The organism is Ruegeria sp. CDSC045 (genome assembly GCF_059610725.1).
Map to the genome: position 1 here is coordinate 1 of NZ_JBXWOE010000010.1, position 18,844 is coordinate 18,844.

The 18,844-nt window shown below is 53.6% G+C and carries 16 protein-coding genes; 4 read left to right on the forward strand and 12 right to left on the reverse strand.

Annotated elements, in window-relative coordinates:
• Positions 1-357: 357 nt before the first annotated feature.
• The 8 genes from AC2FH6_RS16145 to AC2FH6_RS16180 all read right to left on the reverse strand — a co-directional run bounded on the left by AC2FH6_RS16145 (position 358) and on the right by AC2FH6_RS16180 (position 10,451).
• On the reverse strand, positions 358-1,722 hold the full coding sequence (locus AC2FH6_RS16145) for an aminotransferase (protein ID WP_496703588.1): 1,365 nt from the start codon (positions 1,720-1,722) through the stop codon (positions 358-360).
• Positions 1,715-3,277, reverse strand: coding sequence for a trimethylamine methyltransferase family protein (locus AC2FH6_RS16150; protein ID WP_496703590.1), 1,563 nt, complete (start codon positions 3,275-3,277; stop codon positions 1,715-1,717). Before AC2FH6_RS16150 ends, AC2FH6_RS16145 begins: the two co-directional genes overlap by 8 nt.
• Complete coding sequence (locus AC2FH6_RS16155) at positions 3,270-4,502, reverse strand: aromatic ring-hydroxylating oxygenase subunit alpha (RefSeq protein WP_496703591.1); 1,233 nt, start codon at positions 4,500-4,502, stop codon at positions 3,270-3,272. Before AC2FH6_RS16155 ends, AC2FH6_RS16150 begins: the two co-directional genes overlap by 8 nt.
• Positions 4,502-6,562: an oxidoreductase gene (locus AC2FH6_RS16160; RefSeq protein WP_496703732.1), complete on the reverse strand. Its 2,061-nt coding sequence runs from the start codon at positions 6,560-6,562 to the stop codon at positions 4,502-4,504. The genes AC2FH6_RS16155 and AC2FH6_RS16160 overlap by 1 nt, the downstream gene beginning before the upstream one ends.
• Before the next feature lie 61 nt (positions 6,563-6,623).
• Positions 6,624-7,685 (reverse strand): ABC transporter substrate-binding protein, encoded by a 1,062-nt coding sequence (locus AC2FH6_RS16165; protein ID WP_496703593.1) that lies wholly within the window; start codon positions 7,683-7,685, stop codon positions 6,624-6,626.
• A gap of 17 nt (positions 7,686-7,702) precedes the next feature.
• The gene (locus AC2FH6_RS16170; RefSeq protein WP_496692077.1) at positions 7,703-8,800 is read right to left on the reverse strand and encodes an ABC transporter ATP-binding protein; all 1,098 of its coding nucleotides are present in this window, start codon (positions 8,798-8,800) and stop codon (positions 7,703-7,705) included.
• On the reverse strand, positions 8,797-9,585 hold the full coding sequence (locus AC2FH6_RS16175) for an ABC transporter permease (protein ID WP_496690593.1): 789 nt from the start codon (positions 9,583-9,585) through the stop codon (positions 8,797-8,799). The genes AC2FH6_RS16170 and AC2FH6_RS16175 overlap by 4 nt, the downstream gene beginning before the upstream one ends.
• Positions 9,582-10,451: an ABC transporter permease gene (locus AC2FH6_RS16180; protein ID WP_496702811.1), complete on the reverse strand. Its 870-nt coding sequence runs from the start codon at positions 10,449-10,451 to the stop codon at positions 9,582-9,584. Before AC2FH6_RS16180 ends, AC2FH6_RS16175 begins: the two co-directional genes overlap by 4 nt.
• 109 nt (positions 10,452-10,560) lie before the next feature.
• Here AC2FH6_RS16180 and AC2FH6_RS16185 point away from each other — a divergent pair, with 109 nt between their 5' ends.
• Both AC2FH6_RS16185 and AC2FH6_RS16190 read left to right on the forward strand, forming a co-directional pair.
• A complete protein-coding gene (locus tag AC2FH6_RS16185; RefSeq protein WP_496692080.1) occupies positions 10,561-11,214 on the forward strand; it encodes a TetR family transcriptional regulator C-terminal domain-containing protein in 654 nt (217 codons plus the stop codon).
• Positions 11,215-11,660: 446 nt separating this feature from the next.
• Positions 11,661-12,611 (forward strand): proline racemase family protein, encoded by a 951-nt coding sequence (locus AC2FH6_RS16190; protein WP_496703595.1) that lies wholly within the window; start codon positions 11,661-11,663, stop codon positions 12,609-12,611.
• A gap of 710 nt (positions 12,612-13,321) precedes the next feature.
• Here AC2FH6_RS16190 and AC2FH6_RS16195 read toward each other — a convergent pair.
• From AC2FH6_RS16195 to AC2FH6_RS16210, 4 genes are all read right to left on the reverse strand, one after another.
• Complete coding sequence (locus AC2FH6_RS16195) at positions 13,322-13,636, reverse strand: monooxygenase (RefSeq protein ID WP_496703597.1); 315 nt, start codon at positions 13,634-13,636, stop codon at positions 13,322-13,324.
• Positions 13,637-13,666: 30 nt separating this feature from the next.
• Positions 13,667-14,044, reverse strand: coding sequence for a hypothetical protein (locus AC2FH6_RS16200; RefSeq protein WP_142640351.1), 378 nt, complete (start codon positions 14,042-14,044; stop codon positions 13,667-13,669).
• Between the two features lie 11 nt (positions 14,045-14,055).
• The gene (locus tag AC2FH6_RS16205; RefSeq protein ID WP_496703599.1) at positions 14,056-14,499 is read right to left on the reverse strand and encodes a MarR family winged helix-turn-helix transcriptional regulator; all 444 of its coding nucleotides are present in this window, start codon (positions 14,497-14,499) and stop codon (positions 14,056-14,058) included.
• A 168-nt stretch (positions 14,500-14,667) separates the two neighbouring features.
• Positions 14,668-15,126: an Lrp/AsnC family transcriptional regulator gene (locus AC2FH6_RS16210; RefSeq protein ID WP_496703733.1), complete on the reverse strand. Its 459-nt coding sequence runs from the start codon at positions 15,124-15,126 to the stop codon at positions 14,668-14,670.
• Positions 15,127-15,239: 113 nt separating this feature from the next.
• On the opposite strand from AC2FH6_RS16210, the gene AC2FH6_RS16215 reads away from it, so the two are divergent.
• Both AC2FH6_RS16215 and AC2FH6_RS16220 read left to right on the forward strand, forming a co-directional pair.
• Positions 15,240-16,445: a methionine gamma-lyase gene (locus AC2FH6_RS16215; RefSeq protein ID WP_496703601.1), complete on the forward strand. Its 1,206-nt coding sequence runs from the start codon at positions 15,240-15,242 to the stop codon at positions 16,443-16,445.
• 11 nt (positions 16,446-16,456) lie between these two features.
• Positions 16,457-18,832 carry a thiamine pyrophosphate-binding protein gene (locus tag AC2FH6_RS16220; RefSeq protein WP_496703603.1) on the forward strand — a complete coding sequence of 792 codons (2,376 nt, stop codon included), beginning with the start codon at positions 16,457-16,459 and terminating at the stop codon, positions 18,830-18,832.
• Positions 18,833-18,844 lie beyond the last annotated feature (12 nt).

Here is an 18,844-nt window from a genome sequence, read left to right on the forward strand (position 1 = left end):
TGATCCACTGGATCAATTGCTTAACGTCTTCACCTCGTCAGGCTCATAACCTGAAGGCCAAAGGTTCAAACCCTACTTCCGCAACCAAAATCACTACACAATATCAATATATTACACACCGTGCCCGAGCGAGCTTTTGCGTTGCGCCATCACAACTGGAAGCACCGTGGAAGCAAGCAGTACGAGAAAAACACTGTGACAGACCCGTAATAGATAATGCCAACCCGTAGGAAACCGTCGCTGTCAAAACCTTCTTCAAAACCGCCAAGGCCGAACGGTTTTGGCGGAGATCGTGGAGCATACGACAATACGCTGAAATGTCGGCCTCCGGGCTTTCGCAACAATAGCGCAAGCAATTCATTGGCCTCTAATCCCGCTGAGCCACGCACTTGTCGCTTCAAGCCCTTTTCGCAAGACAGCAAACATTTGCTCAATTTCACTTTCGCTAATGATTAGGGGCGGTGAAAGAACACACATGTTGATCACAGGTCGAACCAATAACCCACGTTTCTGGCATTCGATATCGATCTGGCTACCAATCTCGTAGTCGCACCCCAGATCGCTCTGGGGATCACCATCGACTGAGCACTGAACGCATCCCATCAACCCCATGCCGCGCACATCGGTAACGATGTCAATCTGACCCAACTGCTGTAGCTGATCCTGAAAAATCGGAGTGACCCTTCGAACGTGTTCGAGAAGCTTTTCCCGTTCAATAATTTCCATACTTTTCAGACCAGCGGCCGCGCTGACCGGGTGGCCAGAATAGGTGTAGCCATTAGAAAAGGTTGCATCTTTTCCCGCAATATCGGCGATTAGCCTGTCCGAGATAATAGCGGCACCCATCGGCGCATACCCAGATGTCATTCCTTTGGCGCAGGTGACTATGTCTGGCTGAATGCCAAAGACTGTTTCTGATGCAAACCAATGGCCCAATCGCCCGAAAGCGGTCACTACTTCGTCGGAAATGTATAGAACATCATACTTCTTGCAGATGTTTAGGCAACTTTCGTGATACCCTTTCGGCGGCACTATCACGCCACCAGAGGCAAGAACCGGTTCGGCGATAAAAGCGGCAACATTTTCTGGGCCAAGCGCCACAATGGCGTTTTCCAGGTCCGAAACTTTCTCTTTCAGAAAGCTCTCTTCGCTTTGACCAGGCGCACGATAAAGCGGATTCACGTCTGGCAAGAAATGTGCGAGGTCATCCGCCTTGTCGAGCCAAAGCCTGTCACGCTCTTTTCCACTGACGCTGGCCGCCAAAAAAGTGCTTCCATGATAAGCTTTTTGCCTTGAAATGATTTTCTTTTTCTCGGGGCGTCCCAAGAGGTTGTTGCGGAAATGAACAAACCGGATGGCCGTATCAACTGCGGTGGAACCGCCGGTGGTAAAAAAGACATTGTTCAATTCGCCCGGCGCACGTTTAGCGATTTCGCGCGCGAACCGCGCAGTAGTCGAGTTGGAATTGTTAAAGGGTGAGAAATAGGCAAGGTTTCGAGCCTGCTCAGCCATGGCCTCGGCCATCTCCTCTCGGCCATAACCGATCTGGGTGCACCACATGCCTCCCGGTCCGTCGATCAGGCGTTCGCCTTTTTCGTTCATGACATGGATGCCGCTGGCACCTTCAATAAATGTCCGGTCGTTTTCGCCCAAAGTTGCCATCCCTTCCCACGGGTGCAGGAAGTGGTCGTTATCCCAGTGCTTGGCGTTAGAGTTATCCACGGCGGGCCATGCTTTCTGCGCTCATCACAATTGGAAACTCTTCGCGCACCTGAGCGTCTGAAGCGCCGAAGTAGTTGGGGAAGTGGCTGTCGAGAATGGAATTGGCCTTGTCACGGGCGCGGTCCAACAGATCAGTTTTGCCTTCGTTTTCCCATGTATCTGTACGCTCACGATCCATGAGCCGCGGGTAGACAAATTCGGTGTTCATATAGTTCAGCGTGTGTGGGTTGCCGAGGAAGTGACCAGGATCAATGGCACACTGGTGGATCACGTCCACCGCCATGGTTTCATCTGTGACCTCAATCCCGCGCAACGATCGCAGGATCATACCACCCGCTTCGTCATCGATAACCATGCTTTCAAAACTGCATCCCATCAGGCTGCCGATCATACCGCCAAACTCGCACAGACGATTGGCACCGGCATGGGCGGCAAGCGTGAAGGTCAGCGCCTTTTCTAACCCGTATTGCGCGTCGGGTATTTTGGCATCGGTCATGCCTGCACCAACTGATGTGGGCAGGCCATAGAAATTGCCCATCTGAATGGCTGCTGCCCCGATGAGAGCCTGTTCGCCGCTGCCGCCGGTGAACGACCCGCTGCGTAGGTCAGTGATGAAGGGCCAGGCGGCAAAGCAGACCGGACAGCCCGGTGTGATGAGGTTTACGATGGCAACGCAGGCCAGCGTTTCGGCCACGGTTTGCACCAGCGTTCCTGCAAGTGTAGCAGGGGCTGTGGCCCCGGCCTGAGGAGGCACAGCCAGATCGACCGTCAGGCCCAACTTGGCTGTATCAATCAGGATTTCCATGTTTTCCTTGCCGACCCGCAAGGGGGAAACCATGGGGCAGCCGCCAAATATGACGCTTGGCTTTTTCATGAAAGCACCTTCGCCACCTTGAGCAAAATCAAACATGCGGATGGCATGCGGAATATGGCTGCGGTCGCGAAAGGTCAGACAGGCAGGTTTTTGACTGCCTGCGAGCATGGCATAAATGGTGTTCATGTCGTGAGCGAAATCATCAGTCACATCGGTGGCCAAAACTGTGTCGCCCAGCATATGGATGTTGTCCAAACGGTCCACCAGACGGGTGAAATCATAGACATCGCGCAAGATCGACGGGCGATAAGATTTAGTTTCGGAATCGAAGGTGGTCACGGCGGTGCCGGAGTTGGCGAAATAGACGCTCTCCGCCGAGCAATGCATGTCGTCTTTGCCTTCACGCTCTCCGCGGGCATAGACGTAAAACTCCTTGGCAGCACTAGCTAGGATGTCTTCCATCAGTGCGCGGGGGAAGCACAGCCGATTTAATTCATTCATCACCGCGCCCTTGGGCAGCACCAGATCAAGTAATTCTGGGAAATGATCGGTAATGCCGGTTTTTTCCAGAACGGTCAGAGCCGCTTGATGGATGTTCTCCATATCTGTTGGGGTAAGCGGCTTATAGCGGCCGCCACTTAATCCCCCACGCACGGCCTCATTGCCCGTGGTCGCCTGTTGAACCTTTATGCGCGCGGCGCGCCCACCACCTCCGCGACGGCGTGATTTTACCTCAGCCATTACCGGCCATCCTTTGTTCTGGTTCCGAGCGGATCATGGCAAAATAGAAATCGTAAAAATCCTGGATCGAGGTTTCCATTTCGCCCAAGGGCCCCGGTTGGAAGTATTGAGAATTAACGCCGGACTGGTTGTGCCGAATGATGCGTTCGTCATCCAAAGATGTGACATGCCAAAGCCAGGTCAGGTCTTCCTTGTTGTAATCTTGGCCTTCTTCGGCATCAGCGTTAACCAACCAGACCACCTGAATGTCGGTTTCTTGTAGACCACGTGGAATAAAGCGGTAGCCCACCAGGTGATCCGAATAGATCAGGAACCAATTCAATGGGCCAATATCAAAGTCAGTTGCGCCACCGTCGAAGCCTTTCAGCGTTCCAAGCAATGGCGCAAGTGCCTCACCCGATTTGCTGCCGGTTTTGTAACCTTGGTAAAGCGGGTAGCGCCGATAATACCCGCTGGTGAATGGGGTGGGCGCAGCCTCGCCAACAAGCGCCAATTCATCAGGTGCCAGCCCGACTTCTACAGCCCTTGCATTTAGCGGCTCGACCAAGCCAGCCATGTCTTGTGGCGATTTCAGGCTATGAGAGCGAGAGTATTCTTTGTGTGCTGGTCCGCAGTGGTAGCATTCAAGATAGTTCTCAACCGCCAGTTTCCAATTCGCTGGAACCGGAAAAGACGCCGTATGCGCCACTTTCAGATCGTCAAAGCCATAGGGTTCGACGAGTGGTGAAAGCTGGCTGAGGACAGGATCTAGCGATGGCGTGTTTGCATAGGCACACACAAAGATCAAGCCTTTAAAGACACTCACCTGAACGGGAAAGAGCCCGAATTTGGATGGGTCAAAGTGTTCCCCCATGTTATGGCCAGCACGAAGTTTCCCCGAAAGTTCATATGTCCAGGCGTGATACGGGCAAACAAGAACACGGGAGTTGCCAGACTGTTCAGTGCAGACGCGAGATCCACGATGGCGACAGACGTTCAAATGAGCGCGAACTTCGCCTTCGCGGTCGCGAACAATAATGATGCTCTCCGGGCCATAGTCGAACAGGAAATAGTCACCGGGTTTTGGAATTTGGCTGACATGCCCTGCCCAAAGCCAGTTGCGGTTCCAGACCTGGGCAATGTCATAGTCATAGATGTCTTGCGAGGTATAGAATCCGCGCGGCAGAGCGTGGCCGTGCTGGTGCGAGGCCATCAAAGCATCTAACCCAATCGGTCGGCTGTTCATCACGTTTCCTCCAAATCGACTATCTCGCGGCGAAACCAATCCTTGTCTGCTTCTGCCTTTGGGCGTTCAAAATCGCGGGCCGCACGGTGGCCTGCGAAGACAGCGTCGACGATCAGTCCTGGAGACGCGGCATCGCCTAAAAGTTCGAGGGTCTTCAACCCAACCCCGCGCAAGCTGTCGTAAAGCGCTGTCTCTCGCTGGCGCTCGGTAACCAGAACTGTCGAGGCACAGGGAATACTCGCTTCGCGATCGGTAAAGGCACATCCGATGCGGGCCATGTCACTTTCGACCGCGGTCAGCACCTGATTACAGCGAATGTCGATGCCAAGTTCGATCAGACGAGCCTGAATACGGGGCTGCTCCAAAGTATGTACGGCGTAAGCAGAGACCAAACTCTCCGGCGTGACAAAGACCACCGGATATCCGGCAGCTGCCAGTTTTTCTGCAATCACACCTGCCAAATAGATATGGTCATCATCATAGATCATCACCGGGCCATTCGGAGGCAATATGCCGTTCATGATATCATCAGGTGTCAGCACTCTGGCGCTTTGCTCGATATGAGGCATACGGCGCTGGGTGTTTCGCCCCATGCCATCCGTACGCCAACGGCTGCCGGTGGCGACAAAGACGTGTTCGACGCCAAGCTCTGCCACCTGATCGCCGTCAAGTCTGCTGTCGGTGAACAACTGAACGTTGCCGCGCTGTTTCAGATCATTCAGGCGATAGTCGACGACGCGCGACCAGGCCGCTAGGCCGGGAAGCTTGCTTTCCTTTGCAACACGTCCACCAAATTCAGCTGAGGCTTCGGCCAAGGTCACCTGATATCCTCGCCGTGCGATTTGCATGGCACACTCAAGACCTGCGGGTCCGCCACCGATTACCAGTGCTTCCGCCTCGCTTTTTTTCGGTGCAATGATCTCGGGGTGCCAGCCGCGACGCCATTCCTCGCCCATGGTCGGGTTTTGGGTGCAGCGGATCGGAATACCCAGATTGTCCGAAGACACGCAGATGTTGCAGCCGATGCATTCGCGAATTTCGTCGACCCTGCCTTCTTCAATCTTATTCGGTATGAATGGGTCCGCAATAGAAGGTCGCGCCGCTCCGATAAGGTCGACAATACCTTTCTTGACCATCGACAGCATCATATCGGGGGAGGTCAGGCGACCGACACCTACCACGGGTTTCCGCGTGATTTGTTTGACGTGGGACAGAAACGCGTTCTGATAACCATCTTCCGGCTGGAATCTGGTTGTGGCACTGTCATTGGACCAGTCGGCCACATTCACATCCCATAGGTCAGGAAGATCGGCCAAAAGCTCGACCACGGCACGGCCTTCTTCTGCGGCCTGCATACCGTCGGCGCCCACCATCTCATCAATGGCAAAGCGGAACGCCACGGCACAGCTGTCGCCTACAGCTTCGTGGGTATCTACCAGCAATTCGCGCGTCAGGCGCACGCGATTTTCAAGCGAACCGCCATATTCATCACTACGCTGGTTCATATGCGGCAGCATGAAATGTTGCGCCAAAGTCATGTTGTGTCCGGCATAGACGTAAATGATGTCAAATCCGGCATCTTTCGCGCGCAGGGCGGCCTCGCGATGCCAGCGGCGGAATTCCCGGATATCGGCCTTATCCATGGCCTGCGCCTGCTTGGGATGCGTCATATCAACGGACATCTCGGACGGAGCAAGAACCGGAGCGCGGGTCAGCAGGTTTTGCGCATGATTGCCATTATGTACCAGCTGGATGGCCGCCAGCGCACCATGTGCATGTACTGCATCTGTCATCAGCCGCAACGCAGGTACATCGCGTCCATCCCACAATCGCCCCTCGGCATAGGGGGACAAGTCCGAGGTCGGGTGTATCTCGGTCTCCTGATTGGAAACCACTGCCCAACCACCTTCAGCCTTCATTCCGCGGACGGCAGCATCCGCCCGTGGCCTGAGGTGTCCCAGTCCGGTGCAATGCGGCACCTGATAAAAGCGGTTTCTGGCTGTGACAGGCCCGATCTGAACCGGTTCGAAGAGCAGAGCGTATGGGTTCGCGTCCGACATAATCACGCGTTTTTCCTATATTTGGGTTCCGGAGCCCGAAGGCCCCGGAAATATGGTTGTGTTAGAATCCGGCTTTGATCCGTTCAAATTCTGCCAGCATTTTTGCCTCCAACTCGGGGTTCACCGCGTCAAAGAACAAACTGCTTTCGAAGAAGCTTTTCGGATCGGCAAAACCATAGGCTTCGATATTGGCTTGATCGGCGACTTCGAACGCTTTTGCGTTGGAATGCGGGTAGCCCCAGTTGTCGATGATGTATTGGCCGCTTGCAGGATCAGTGAGCGCGTTCAACAGATCATAGACCTGATCGACCGGTGTCGTGGAAGACTTCAGATGCACGTAGCCACAGGCCCAGGTCGCGATACCTTTGTCGACGTCACGCATCATGGCGGCAGGCACTTCGTTCCAGATCAGGTTCAGTTCGGACTGGTTCCAGGCCCAACCCATTTCGATCTCACCGCTGGTCATGGCCTGATCAAACTGACCCGCATCGGACCAGTAAAAGCGCATGTTTGGGTGGATTGAGCGCAGGAAATCCGATGCTTCTTTGAACTGCTCATCGCTCAGATTTGTGTAATCATCAGCGTTTCCAGTGGCCAGCGCAGCCAGGGCATATGCAGACGACGCCGCATCCGGGATCGCGATCTTACCTGCATAGGCCGGATCAGCCAGCATTTGCAGCGAGATATCATCCCCCGAGATTTTGTCGGTGCGATAGATAAGACCCGTGTTCCCCCACTCGAACGGCAACATGTAAAGCTCGCCGTCCAGGACGATGGCGTCGACTTCCTTGATCTCGGGCAGTACATCGGCCCAGTTGGTCAGTTTGCTTTCATCCAGGGGCTGAATCAGGTCGGCTGCGACCCATTTCCGGACCGCGTCGGAACAAGGATGCGCCAGATCAGCCGTGAAACCTGAACTCAGTTTCGTAAAGGCTTCCTCCTGACTTCCGAAATAGGAATAGCTTGGCGCCTCATCCCCGTATTTTTCCATGTAGCTGGCAAAGAACCCGGGGTCTTCATATCCCGACCAGTCAAAAACCGTTAGATCAGCGCCACCTGCTATGGCACTTCCCGTACTTATCGCCGTCGCACATGCGAAGGCCGCAATTCCCTGAACTCTCATTTTATCCTCCCACTATTTTACTTTGTGTCTGTACCTAGATCGATCACGCTTGCCCCCTGAAGCCCCAGCCAAACTGCGTCGCCGCGTTTGAAATCGACCGTGTGAAAGTAGTTGGGAACCGAGACCGAGATTGGCTTTTCGGCTCCCGCAACCTGAATGTGATAGTGAATGTTCTCGCCATAGAAGGCGACGTTGCTGACAGTGCCTTGAACCGTTGATGGATAGTCTTCTGGCTTTTCAGCAGCGATTTCCAATTGTTCCGGGCGAATACCGATGTTCATGTCTTTAGAACTGGTCGCAACGTTGGGATTTCTCTCAATCTCAATCCGCCCGAAGGCGGCTGCATCGATCGACAACATATTGCCTGTTTCGCCTGATAATTGGGCAGGCAGTATGTTCATCTCACCGATGAAACTGGCCACTTGCTGATCACAAGGACGGGCGTAAAGCGTGGTTGGTGTATCCACCTGCTTGAGTCGTCCATTGAACATCACGCCAATACGATCGGACATGGTCATCGCCTCATATTGGTCGTGTGTGACCATCACAAAGGTAATGCCAAGGGATTGCTGCAGGTTGCGCATTTCAAACTGCATCTGTTCGCGCAACTTCTTGTCGAGTGCTGACAAGGGCTCGTCCAGCAACAATACTTTGGGTCGCATGATCAGCGCGCGGGCAAGCGCCACCCTTTGCCGCTGCCCACCCGACAATTCACTTGCGCCGCGATCCTGAAGACCGCCCAGCTCGACCATTTCCAGGGCCTCGGCTACGCGCTGTTCGATCTCGGCCTTGGGCGCCTTGCCCCGCAAGCCATAGGCCACGTTGTTCCCGACGTTCAGGTGCGGGAAGATGGCGTAGCTCTGAAATACCATATTCGTTGGACGGTTGTTGGCAGGCACACCTTCCATATCCTGACCGTCGATCAGCACGGTACCCTCGGTCGGTTCCTGGAAGCCCGCGATCATCCGCAATACCGTGGTTTTGCCACATCCCGAGGGGCCGAGGAGTGAAAAAAACTCGCCCTCTTTGAGATCGAGATCGATCCCGCTGGCCGCCAGGAATGTGCCATAGCGCTTTTCGACGCCCCTGAGTTCTATGATGTTTCTGTCTGTCATCGGACCTCTGATGCGGATGAGCGGCGGCGGAAGTACTCGGCCAGCACCAAAAGCAGAACCGAGGTGAGCAGCAGGATAGAGCCCAAGGCCAAAACGTTTGGAAGCTTGGCGGGGAAACGGATCTGGCTCCAGATATAGACCGGCAGGGTTGGCTGGTTGCCTGACAGGAAAAAGGCCAGGACGAACTCATCGAAGCTGACTGTAAAAGTGACCAGCATGCTGGCTACGATACCGGGGGAAACGACCGGCAGCGTCACGCGACGAAAGGTTTCGAACACGCCGACGCCCAGATCGTAAGATGCCTCTTCCAGCGACGCGTCGAAGTCATCGAACGCGGACTTCAAGATCGAGACGGAAAATGGCAGCGCAAGAAACGTATGGCCCAGAACAACGGTCAGCAAAGACGGCTTGAGACCGAGAAACAGAAACAGGACCAGCATTGACGAGGCCACGATAATGCCAGGTATGACCAAAGGCAGCATCACCAAACCTTCAGCAGCACGCTGACCCCGAAAACGGTATCGAACAAAGGCGCGGGCAGCGAACAGCCCCATAGCAGTGGATAGAAGTGCGACGACCGTGCCGACGCCAAGTGAATTCCAAAGGGCCTGGATCAAAGTATCCTGCTCGCCCAGCTTCCGATACCAGTCCAGCGTCCAGCCCTTGATCGGAAATGCAACGATTGTACCGCTGTTGAACGAGAACAACGGTAGGAAAAGAACCGGCAGGTATAGAAACACCAAATACAGGAAAGCATAGGCTGTCAGGGTCGAGGGGCGCTTCATCTGATCCTCCTCCCAAGCCGGGTAGCGGTAATGACAAACACGATGGCGACGAAGCCGACCGACAGCATCGCGATCAGCGAAAGTGTGGCGCCGAGAGGCCAGTTGTTAGCGGCCCCGAATTGCACCTGAATAAGATTGGCAATCATCTTCCCGTCCGATCCGCCGACCAGCGCTGGGGTCACGTAGTCACCGACAGTCGGAATGAAGATGATCAGGCAAGCCGCAATGATCCCTGGGATGGTCAACGGCAGTGTCACCCGCATGAAGCGTTGCAAAGGACTGTTACCGAGGTCTGTGGCGGCCTCTAACAGGCTTGGATCGATCTTCTGCAACGAGACATAGATTGGCAGGATCGCAAAAGGTGCCCAGGCATGAGCAAGCGTCAGCACGACGGCGAATTCATTATAGAGCAAGAAGTCGAGCGGTTCGTCGATCAGACCAAGCATCAATAGTGCAGAATTCATCACCCCGTTGAACCCAAGGATGAGTTTCCAGGCAAATACGCGCAGGAGGTAGCTGGACCAGAACGGAATGGTGATGAGCAGAAGCCAGATGGTCTTTTTCCGGGCCTTCATCGCGATGAAGTACGCGATGGGATAGGCCAGTGCGACAGTGACTACCGTAACTGCTCCGGCAATCCAGATCGACCTTAGCATTAAATGTCGAACCAGCGGATCGGCAAACGCGTCGCTATAGTTTTTCAGCGTCGGTGTCTTGTCGAGCGTTACGTAGGTTTGGGTCCAGAACGAATAGGCGATCAGGATCACCAAAGGCGCCGCCACCAGAAACCCCACGTATGCCGTGGCTGGTGCGCTGAGGGTATAACCCCGGGACGCTTCGCTACGAAAAATCACCCTATCTCCCATCTCGGTACTTACGAGTCTCTAATGGACGATCGTCCATTTAATGTTGCGCCAGAAAGGCCTTTCGTGTCAATCTTCCTGTGAGCCACCCATATGAGAAGACCCTAAGCTGATGGAATCATTGAATAGAGTGACAGAGCCTAAAGGAAGAAAACGTAGCTCGAAGCGCGATCCAGAAGCCAACAGGCAGCTTCTGATCAAAGCGACACTGGATACTATTGCTGATATTGGAGTCACCGATACCTCGGTCAGTCGCATCTGCGAGCGCTCAGGTCTGTCGCGCGGAATGATCCATCTGCATTTCGGGGGGAAGGACAATTTGCTGACCGCAGCGGCCCAGCATTTCAGTACCGAGTATTATGCCGAGATGGACAGAATGACCGATCTGGGCTCGGATGCATCGCCCGAAGAGCGAGTGATGGCTGTGATCGAGGCGGATCTGTCCGAAGCTTTGCTCAATCCACGAAGTACGAAAATCTGGCATGCATTCCGAGGCATCGCGAGCTCACACCCAGGTATTGCCCGATACAGCAGCACTCAGGATCCCAAACTTGTCGAGACTTTGCGGCGTGCGTTCACGGAGATAGCCCAACAAAACGGACATGATCCTAACTTGGTGAATGATGCCACTAGCGGAACGTTGGCCTTACTGGAAGGTATGTGGGTAAATTACCTTACCGATATGCAGGTTTTTTCGCGACGACGCTCTGCTGAACTTATTCGAAGATTTTTAGGCGGACTTTTTCCAGGAAAATTCAAGTTGTGAGCCTTCACGACGCTCAGGTTTGAGATGGAAACAATGCCTCTTCCTGGAAAGCAACTACTGGTATTGGTGAGGCCTCTAGCGTCCAAGTAGCATCCACCTAGCTATTGAAAAATCTCGACGTCCGCTGTGCGCTATTAGCGGACTTTCACAATTAAACTTTGTAGTCCGAGATGCGCAACAAAGTGAGGTTTTGCAGCATTATTGACGTCGTGGTGTGGCTACGCACCCGTTGGTCCAATCTTCAAGCTGGTCGGGAAAAGCATCGACTGACTTCGCTCGGCGCCTGCGATAAATCTCGACATACATGCCTCCAGCCTTTGCCGAAAAGCATACATCATCCAGAGTTTTCACACAGACTCAGTCCAATACACCATCAGCTGAAAGCAAGCATGGATGTTTGCAGCCAGAAGCTACAAGGTAGCACACGATATCCAGGACGCCGAACAATGCCTAATAAACACCAGGGACAAACGGGTGCGATAGATGTAGATCTCGCTGGAGATATTCTTCGAGTGGCAGTTTCTGGTCTTCCTAAACTAGTTTCTAGCAATGCGGCTGGCGCCTTGCTGGAGCTTCGTTCGGATCATGAACAGTTTCGGGGTTTTTTGAACCTCCCACCAAATGGAAACCACCTCATCAACTCTTGCCTACTCTATCCACCCTTTGAGCAAGGTACCGATGGGGCACTTTTTCTAGCCTCTCAGTTTGCATACGCACCATATGCCGGAACCGCACTCATGGCTGCAGCCACCATAATTGCGAGCGCGAAGCGTCAAGCATTAGCCAAAGATCAACAAGTTGTTGCTTTGGAAACAGCAAATGGTGTCATGGAAGTACAAGTAACCCGAACAGGTAGCGTTATGACACATGCCAAGTGGTTTACTGTCAAGCCTAAGCTATTGATTAATAATCAAATATTGAATCTTCCTCTAAGTGGAAACATTCCAGTTTCTCTAGTCGATGCCGGGTTGCCGTATTTGGTTGTCGATGCAGACTATCTAGGTATTTCGCTTAGTGAACGCCAAAAATTGACCAACGCTGCAATTGAGTTAAGCGGGGCGGCTAGTAAACAATACCCGATGTCTAATTTTGGCATTGGCGGCAGCTACGGTAAATACTTGGTCATGTTCAGTTCGAAATCAGGGAAGAACCATATTAAAACTGTCTGGGCCTCTGAAAAGGGAGAACTGGCAAATTCGGCTGGGGGGACAGGCGCATTGTCTGTTGTGGTGGCGTGCGAGGGCAACGGGTCACTATCTCCAGGCAGGTCCGTGACAATCGAAGCACCGGGCGGGATTTTTGAATGCCAAGTTGTCGGTCAATTCGCCACTGTATCAGCAGAAGTTAGGATCGTTGCAAGGCATAGCTTTCCTTCTTTTTACTACGCTAATCCGTAAGGCAGCTTTTTAAATTGGGTGTTTGGGTGCAGAACCCTAACAAACCGAGCAACTGAATTCCATTCTGCCAGAACCCGTTGTGGCGCCTTAATTGCAACCCAGTGCCTGGTAGGGCCACTTAAAGCTTCGGACATTGCCGACGAGAGTATTGGGCCGACCCCCGACGAATATTCGGAAAGGCCTTCTGCGGGCAAGTTTTTCGCCCATCTTCACTAAAATCTGGGTTTTTTAGCTCAATCAGCCCAAATCGGACATTGGTCGTGGCAGTAAAGAACGACAGGAGTACACTAAAGGCACCAAAATCAGCGTGCTTTCTTGATCTTTATTTTGTCAAGCTTCGCTCTGCTCTTGGTCGATTCCTCAGAGCGCGTGAGAGCTTTGGCAATGGCCTTCAAGCCCATCCCCTTTGACACCAATAGGTGCAATTTTTGAATTTCCTCTTGTGTCCAAGCTTGACGGTGACGCTCAAATCGTTCTGCCATGGTTTTCGTCTACCTTATCAATGTGTCTGATCTGTCATAAAGCATGGTGGTCGTGTTGACGCCAGCTCAAGCAAAATCACGAGTATCTTAGTGAAGCAGCGGTGATACCAAACGCTACAAATGACAGACCCAGCCCAAAGCGGACAATCAAGACCAAACTTTGCAATTCCGGATAGCGGACCGAACCGGACATCAACGTTTAGCGTGCCAATGTCCGGTCATTGCTCGTCAGCCTTCAAGTGGGGCTCTGTTGATGCGACTGACCTCTTCCATAATGTCGAAAACATGGTCGGCGGTCACTGTGATCCCTATCGCTTCCAGGCGCTTCAGATGCATACTTTTATAGCTTTCCAGGTATTCGCGGTTCCGAAACAGGTATGTGGACCCATAGTGATTGGTTCCATCTTCGACAGTCCAAATCTTCCAGATTATTCCTGGCTCCTCCGCGATACTCTTTGCAAGTTGCTCGGTGCCGGCGAGAAATTCTTCTGTGATCGGACCTTCATAGGTCATATGCAGATCCCAGGCTTTCAGTGTACTCATGTTTAGTTTCCTTTGTGAGTTTGGGAAAGTTCAGCGGTTTTTCCCGAGTTGGTAGAAGCATAGGACCGCAAGCAAGGCGAAGAAGATGGGGTCAGACCAGCCAAACCCGGTGAAAACTCCTGTCAGGCAGGCGTAAAGCGTGATGATGACGCCAAGTAGATTGGTCCACATCAATCCTGTGAGAATGGCGATTGCAGCTTCACTGCCATGTTCAACGTCCCGAAACAGAAAGCTGATGATCCCGATGCCGCCCAGAAATATCGAGTTATGCTGTGACAGGAACACAGCGTATTGGTCGTTTATTTGCAGGCCGTAGTTTGGCCAGAGGATGGCCGGGGCAAAGAACAGCGCGAGCGCGAACAACATGTAAATCACGCCATGCGCGGTCAGGAGTGTTTTGTTAGGCATGTTACGACTTTCTAAGGTTGAGGCAGTTTTTTTCGGAGTTGGTTGAGTGTCTTGATCGTCTGGCGTTTGTCCTGCACGCTGAGACCACCAAAAATCTGTTCCAGAGCTTGATTGTGGAGTGGCAGGAATTCGGCCACTTTTTGGCGCCCGGCTGCGGTCAATAACAGAACACGCGCCCGTCTGTCGGTTTCATCGACACTCTTTTCCACCCATCCGGCTTGAACCAGGTTTTTGACAACCACATCCAGGTTGCCGGATGTAGACAGCGTCAGCCGCATCAGATCGTTGATTGACAGCGGACCCTTGTTGCTAAGTGTTTCCAGCGCGTCCCATTGTGGCGCTGTAAGGCCCGCCGAACGAAACGCTGACACCATAGCGCGCATGAACAATTGCTGACTGCGTAGCAGGGCCAGCACCAGGGTTTGGTTTTCTCGGGCTTGATTTTTATGTCTCATGTTGCGCATATATCCCTAGTTAGGGATAAATTCAAGTACTCCCCATAGAATGACCTAATCCACTCATTCGCTCGATGTGCAGCATTTGTTGGAATGACGCATAAAGCGAGCTTTCGCTGCATCTGCGCTAATGTCCGCAATCATTTCATCTCAGTTCATCAAGCAACGTTATTCTGTCACTGGAAATACATTTGTCTTCTTGACAACTCCGTAGACAAAGCTGCTGTCCATGGAGGCAATACCTCCAAGAGGATGCAGCTTACTGCGAACGAATTTTTCGTAATCTGAAAGATCAGCCACGACCACACGAAGCAGGTAATCCGATGAGCCGGTCATAACGAAACACTCCAGTACCTGGTCAATCCGCGCAATGGCTGCTTCGAATTTCTTTACTGTCGCTTCAGTATGGCTTTCCAGTTTGACGTGAACGAATACCGTTACCGGCAACCCGTAAGCCTCGGCGTCTATGTTGGCGCTATAGCCGGTGATGATTCCATTTTGCTCGAGCAGCTTCAGCCGCCTCAGACAGGGCGAAGGTGACAAGTTCACCTCTGCTGCCAGGTCTTGATTCGTCATTCGACCATTGCGCTGCAACGCTCGAATGATCTGTTGGTCTTTGCGGTCTATTTTTTTCATAGATTAGCATATACTGCTACAAACGAGGTAGTATAAGACATTTTTGGAATATTTTGCCACTCGTGTCGTCATACTCTGCTTCTTGAAAACCAAGGAGTCACCCAATGCGCAACCGCCCCGACAGCTTTTCCACTCTTGCCATTCACCATGGCTATAACCCGATGGAAAACGAAGGCGCGTTGACGCCTCCGCTGCATCTGACCTCGACATTCGCTTTCGAAACCGCGGAAGCAGGCGGTGCGATGTTCGCGGGCGAGCGGGCAGGGCATGTTTATTCGCGCATCTCGAACCCGACTTGCGATTTGCTGGAGCAACGCATCGCGGTGCTTGAGGGGGCAGAGGCAGGATTGGCCCTGGCCTCGGGGATGGGGGCGATCACCGCAACGATGTGGACTCTTCTTGCCCCGGGGGATGAGGTCATTCTCGACAAGACGCTCTATGGCTGCACATTTTCCTTCATGCGGCACGGGCTGGCAAAATTCGGTGTGACAGTGACCCATGTGGATCTGACGGAGCCGGAAAACCTGACAGCGGCGATCAGCGGAAAAACCAAGGTGGTCTATTTTGAAACACCCGCCAATCCGAATATGCGCCTTGTAGATATCCAGTCTGTATCAGCCATTGCCCATGCCAACGGCGCCTACGTGGTGGTGGATAATACCTATGCCACGCCCTATCTGACCCAGCCAATCAAACATGGCGCAGATATCGTTCTGCACTCGGCGACGAAATATCTAGGCGGTCACGGAGATGTTGTTGCAGGGTTGCTGGCCGGATCGGCCGAGCTGGTGACTGAAATCCGCCTCTATGGGATGAAAGATATGACCGGCGCGGTCATGGCCCCGTTTAACGCGATGCTCATACTGCGCGGCCTCAAGACACTGGAATTGCGCATGGATCGGCATTGCAGCAGCGCTGCGACCATCGCCGAATATCTGGAGCAATCCGCCGGTGTGCGAAAGGTCTGGTATCCGGGACTGAGCAGTTTCGAGCAGCATGATGTCGCGCAGCGGCAGATGTCCAAATTCGGCGGCATGATTGCATTTGAACTGGATGGCGGGCTGGAAGCAGGGCGCGCGATGATGAACAGACTGCAAATGATCACCCGCGCCGTATCATTGGGAGATGCTGAAACACTGGTGCAGCACCCGGCCAGCATGACCCATTCGACCTATACGCCTGAAGAACGCGCCGCACACGGCATCAGCGATGGGCTGGTGCGATTGTCCATTGGCCTGGAGGGGATCGACGACGTGATCCACGATCTCGAACAAGCCTTGCCAAGACCCCCTGTCCGCAGCGCAGCTTAAGGAAATTGACCATGTCCATTGATCTCAAAACAATTGAACAACGTTTGCTGTGGCTGTCCCACTGGATGATCCACCATGCGAACCACATTCGGCCCAAAGCTGACGGGATCAAGGTTGGCGGGCATCAGGCGTCTTCGGCGTCGATGGTATCGATCATGACCGCGTTATATTTTCAGACCCTGCGCCCGGAAGATCGCGTAGCAGTCAAACCGCATGCCTCGCCGGTCTTTCACGCGATTCAGTATCTGATGGGCAACCAGACCCGTGAGAAGTTGGAGAACTTTCGCGGATTTGGTGGCGCGCAAAGCTATCCTTCCCGCACGAAAGATATCGATGACGTGGATTTTTCGACCGGGTCGGTGGGTCTTGGCGTTGCTATCACCTCGTTTGCGTCACTTGTGCAGGATTATGTACAGGCCAAATCCTGGGGCGATACGCAAAAGCTTGGACGCATGATCGCATTGGTTGGCGATGCTGAGCTGGACGAAGGCAATATCTATGAGGCCCTGCAAGAGGGATGGAAGAACGATCTGCGTAATTGCTGGTGGATCATTGATTATAACCGCCAGTCATTGGACGGCGTCGTGCGTGAAGGACTGTTCCAACGGATTGAGCAAATCTTCGACGCCTTCGGATGGGACGTTGTGCGGGTTAAATACGGCGCTTTGCAACGCGCTGCGTTTAAAGAGCCGGGCGGAGAGAAGCTGCGTCAATGGATTGATCAGTGCCCCAACCAGCTCTACTCGGCACTGACTTTCATGGGGGGCGCGGTGTGGCGCGAGCGACTGATGGAAACCCTCGGCGATCAAGGCGACGTAAGCGCGTTGCTTGATGCGCGCAGCGATGACGAACTGGCCGCTCTGATGGAAAATCTGGGTGGGAACTGCGTAACCACCATGGCAGATACCTTCGCCGCAATAGATCACGACCGCCCGGTCTGTTTCCTTGCCTATACGATCAAGGGCTGGGGGACGCCGATTGCTGGTCACAAGGACAACCATGGTGGGTTGATGAACAAGACTCAGATGGCAGAATGGAAGAAATTCATGGGTGTTACTGAGGGTGATGAATGGGCGCGCTTTGCCACCATCGCAGACCCGGCAGCGTTTGAAGAAATGCTGGCAAAGACGCCCTTCTTCGCCAGCGGGCCGCGCCGATACTCAGATGACGTTATCGACGTCCCCTCAGTTGAGTTGGATCCGGGTCGTGAAATCTCGACTCAAATGGCATTCGGCAAGATTCTGGATGACCTGTCCAAAGGCAACAGCGCGCTGGCCGAGCGGATCGTGACGACCTCTCCGGATGTGACCGGCACAACCAATCTTGGCCCTTGGGTCAATCGCAGGAAACTGTTTGCGCGCACCCATCAATCCGACACTTTCAAGGCTGAAAATATCCCCTCCACCGCGAAGTGGGAGTTCACACCAGATGGTCAGCATATCGAACTTGGCATTGCTGAAATGAACCTGTTTTTGCTTCTGGCGGCGGCAGGGCTTTCGCACTCGGTTTTTGGCAAAAGGCTTATTCCCATTGGAACGGTCTATGATCCTTTTGTGTCCCGTGGCTTGGATGCGTTGAATTACGCCTGTTATCAGGATGCCCGTTTCATGATCGTGGGCACGCCCTCTGGCGTCACTTTGGCGCCGGAAGGCGGGGCGCATCAATCAATCGCTTCGCCGCTGATTGGCATGTCGCAAGACGGGTTGGCCGCATTTGAGCCCGCCTTTGCGGATGAATTGGCGGTCATCATGGAATGGGCCTTTGCCTATATGCAAAAAGATGGCGAGGGAGATCCCGATGAACGCACGTGGTTGCGCGACGAGACCGGCGGTTCGGTCTATTTACGTCTGACGACCAACCCGATTGAGCAGCCCGGTAAACGCGTGGATGACAATTTCCGTCAGGGGGCCATCGACGGTGCCTATTGGCTACGCAAACCGGGACCGAACTGCGAAGTTGTCATTGCTTATCAGGGCGCGGTTGCCCAGGAGGCCATCAGGGCAGCGGGCCATATCGCCCAGGGGCGGCGGGATGTTGGCGTTCTGGCAGTGACCTCTGCCGACCGGTTGAACGCCGGCTGGACTGCAGCGCAACGGGCGCGCACAAATGGCATTCGGGGCGCTGAGGCACATATCGAAACGCTGCTGGCAGATGTGCCGCGCGACTGCGCATTGATCACAGTGATCGACGGACACCCGGCAACTTTGTCCTGGTTGGGTGCCGTTCATGGCCACAAAACGATTCCGCACGGTGTGGAGCATTTCGGCCAAACCGGGTCTATTGCGGATTTGTACCGTCATTTCCGCATTGACGCCAACACGTTGATCCAATCAGCTGGCGAATTGTCCCATGGTCGTAAAATCCCTCCGATTGTGGCTATAGCATAGCAGCAGCAGACA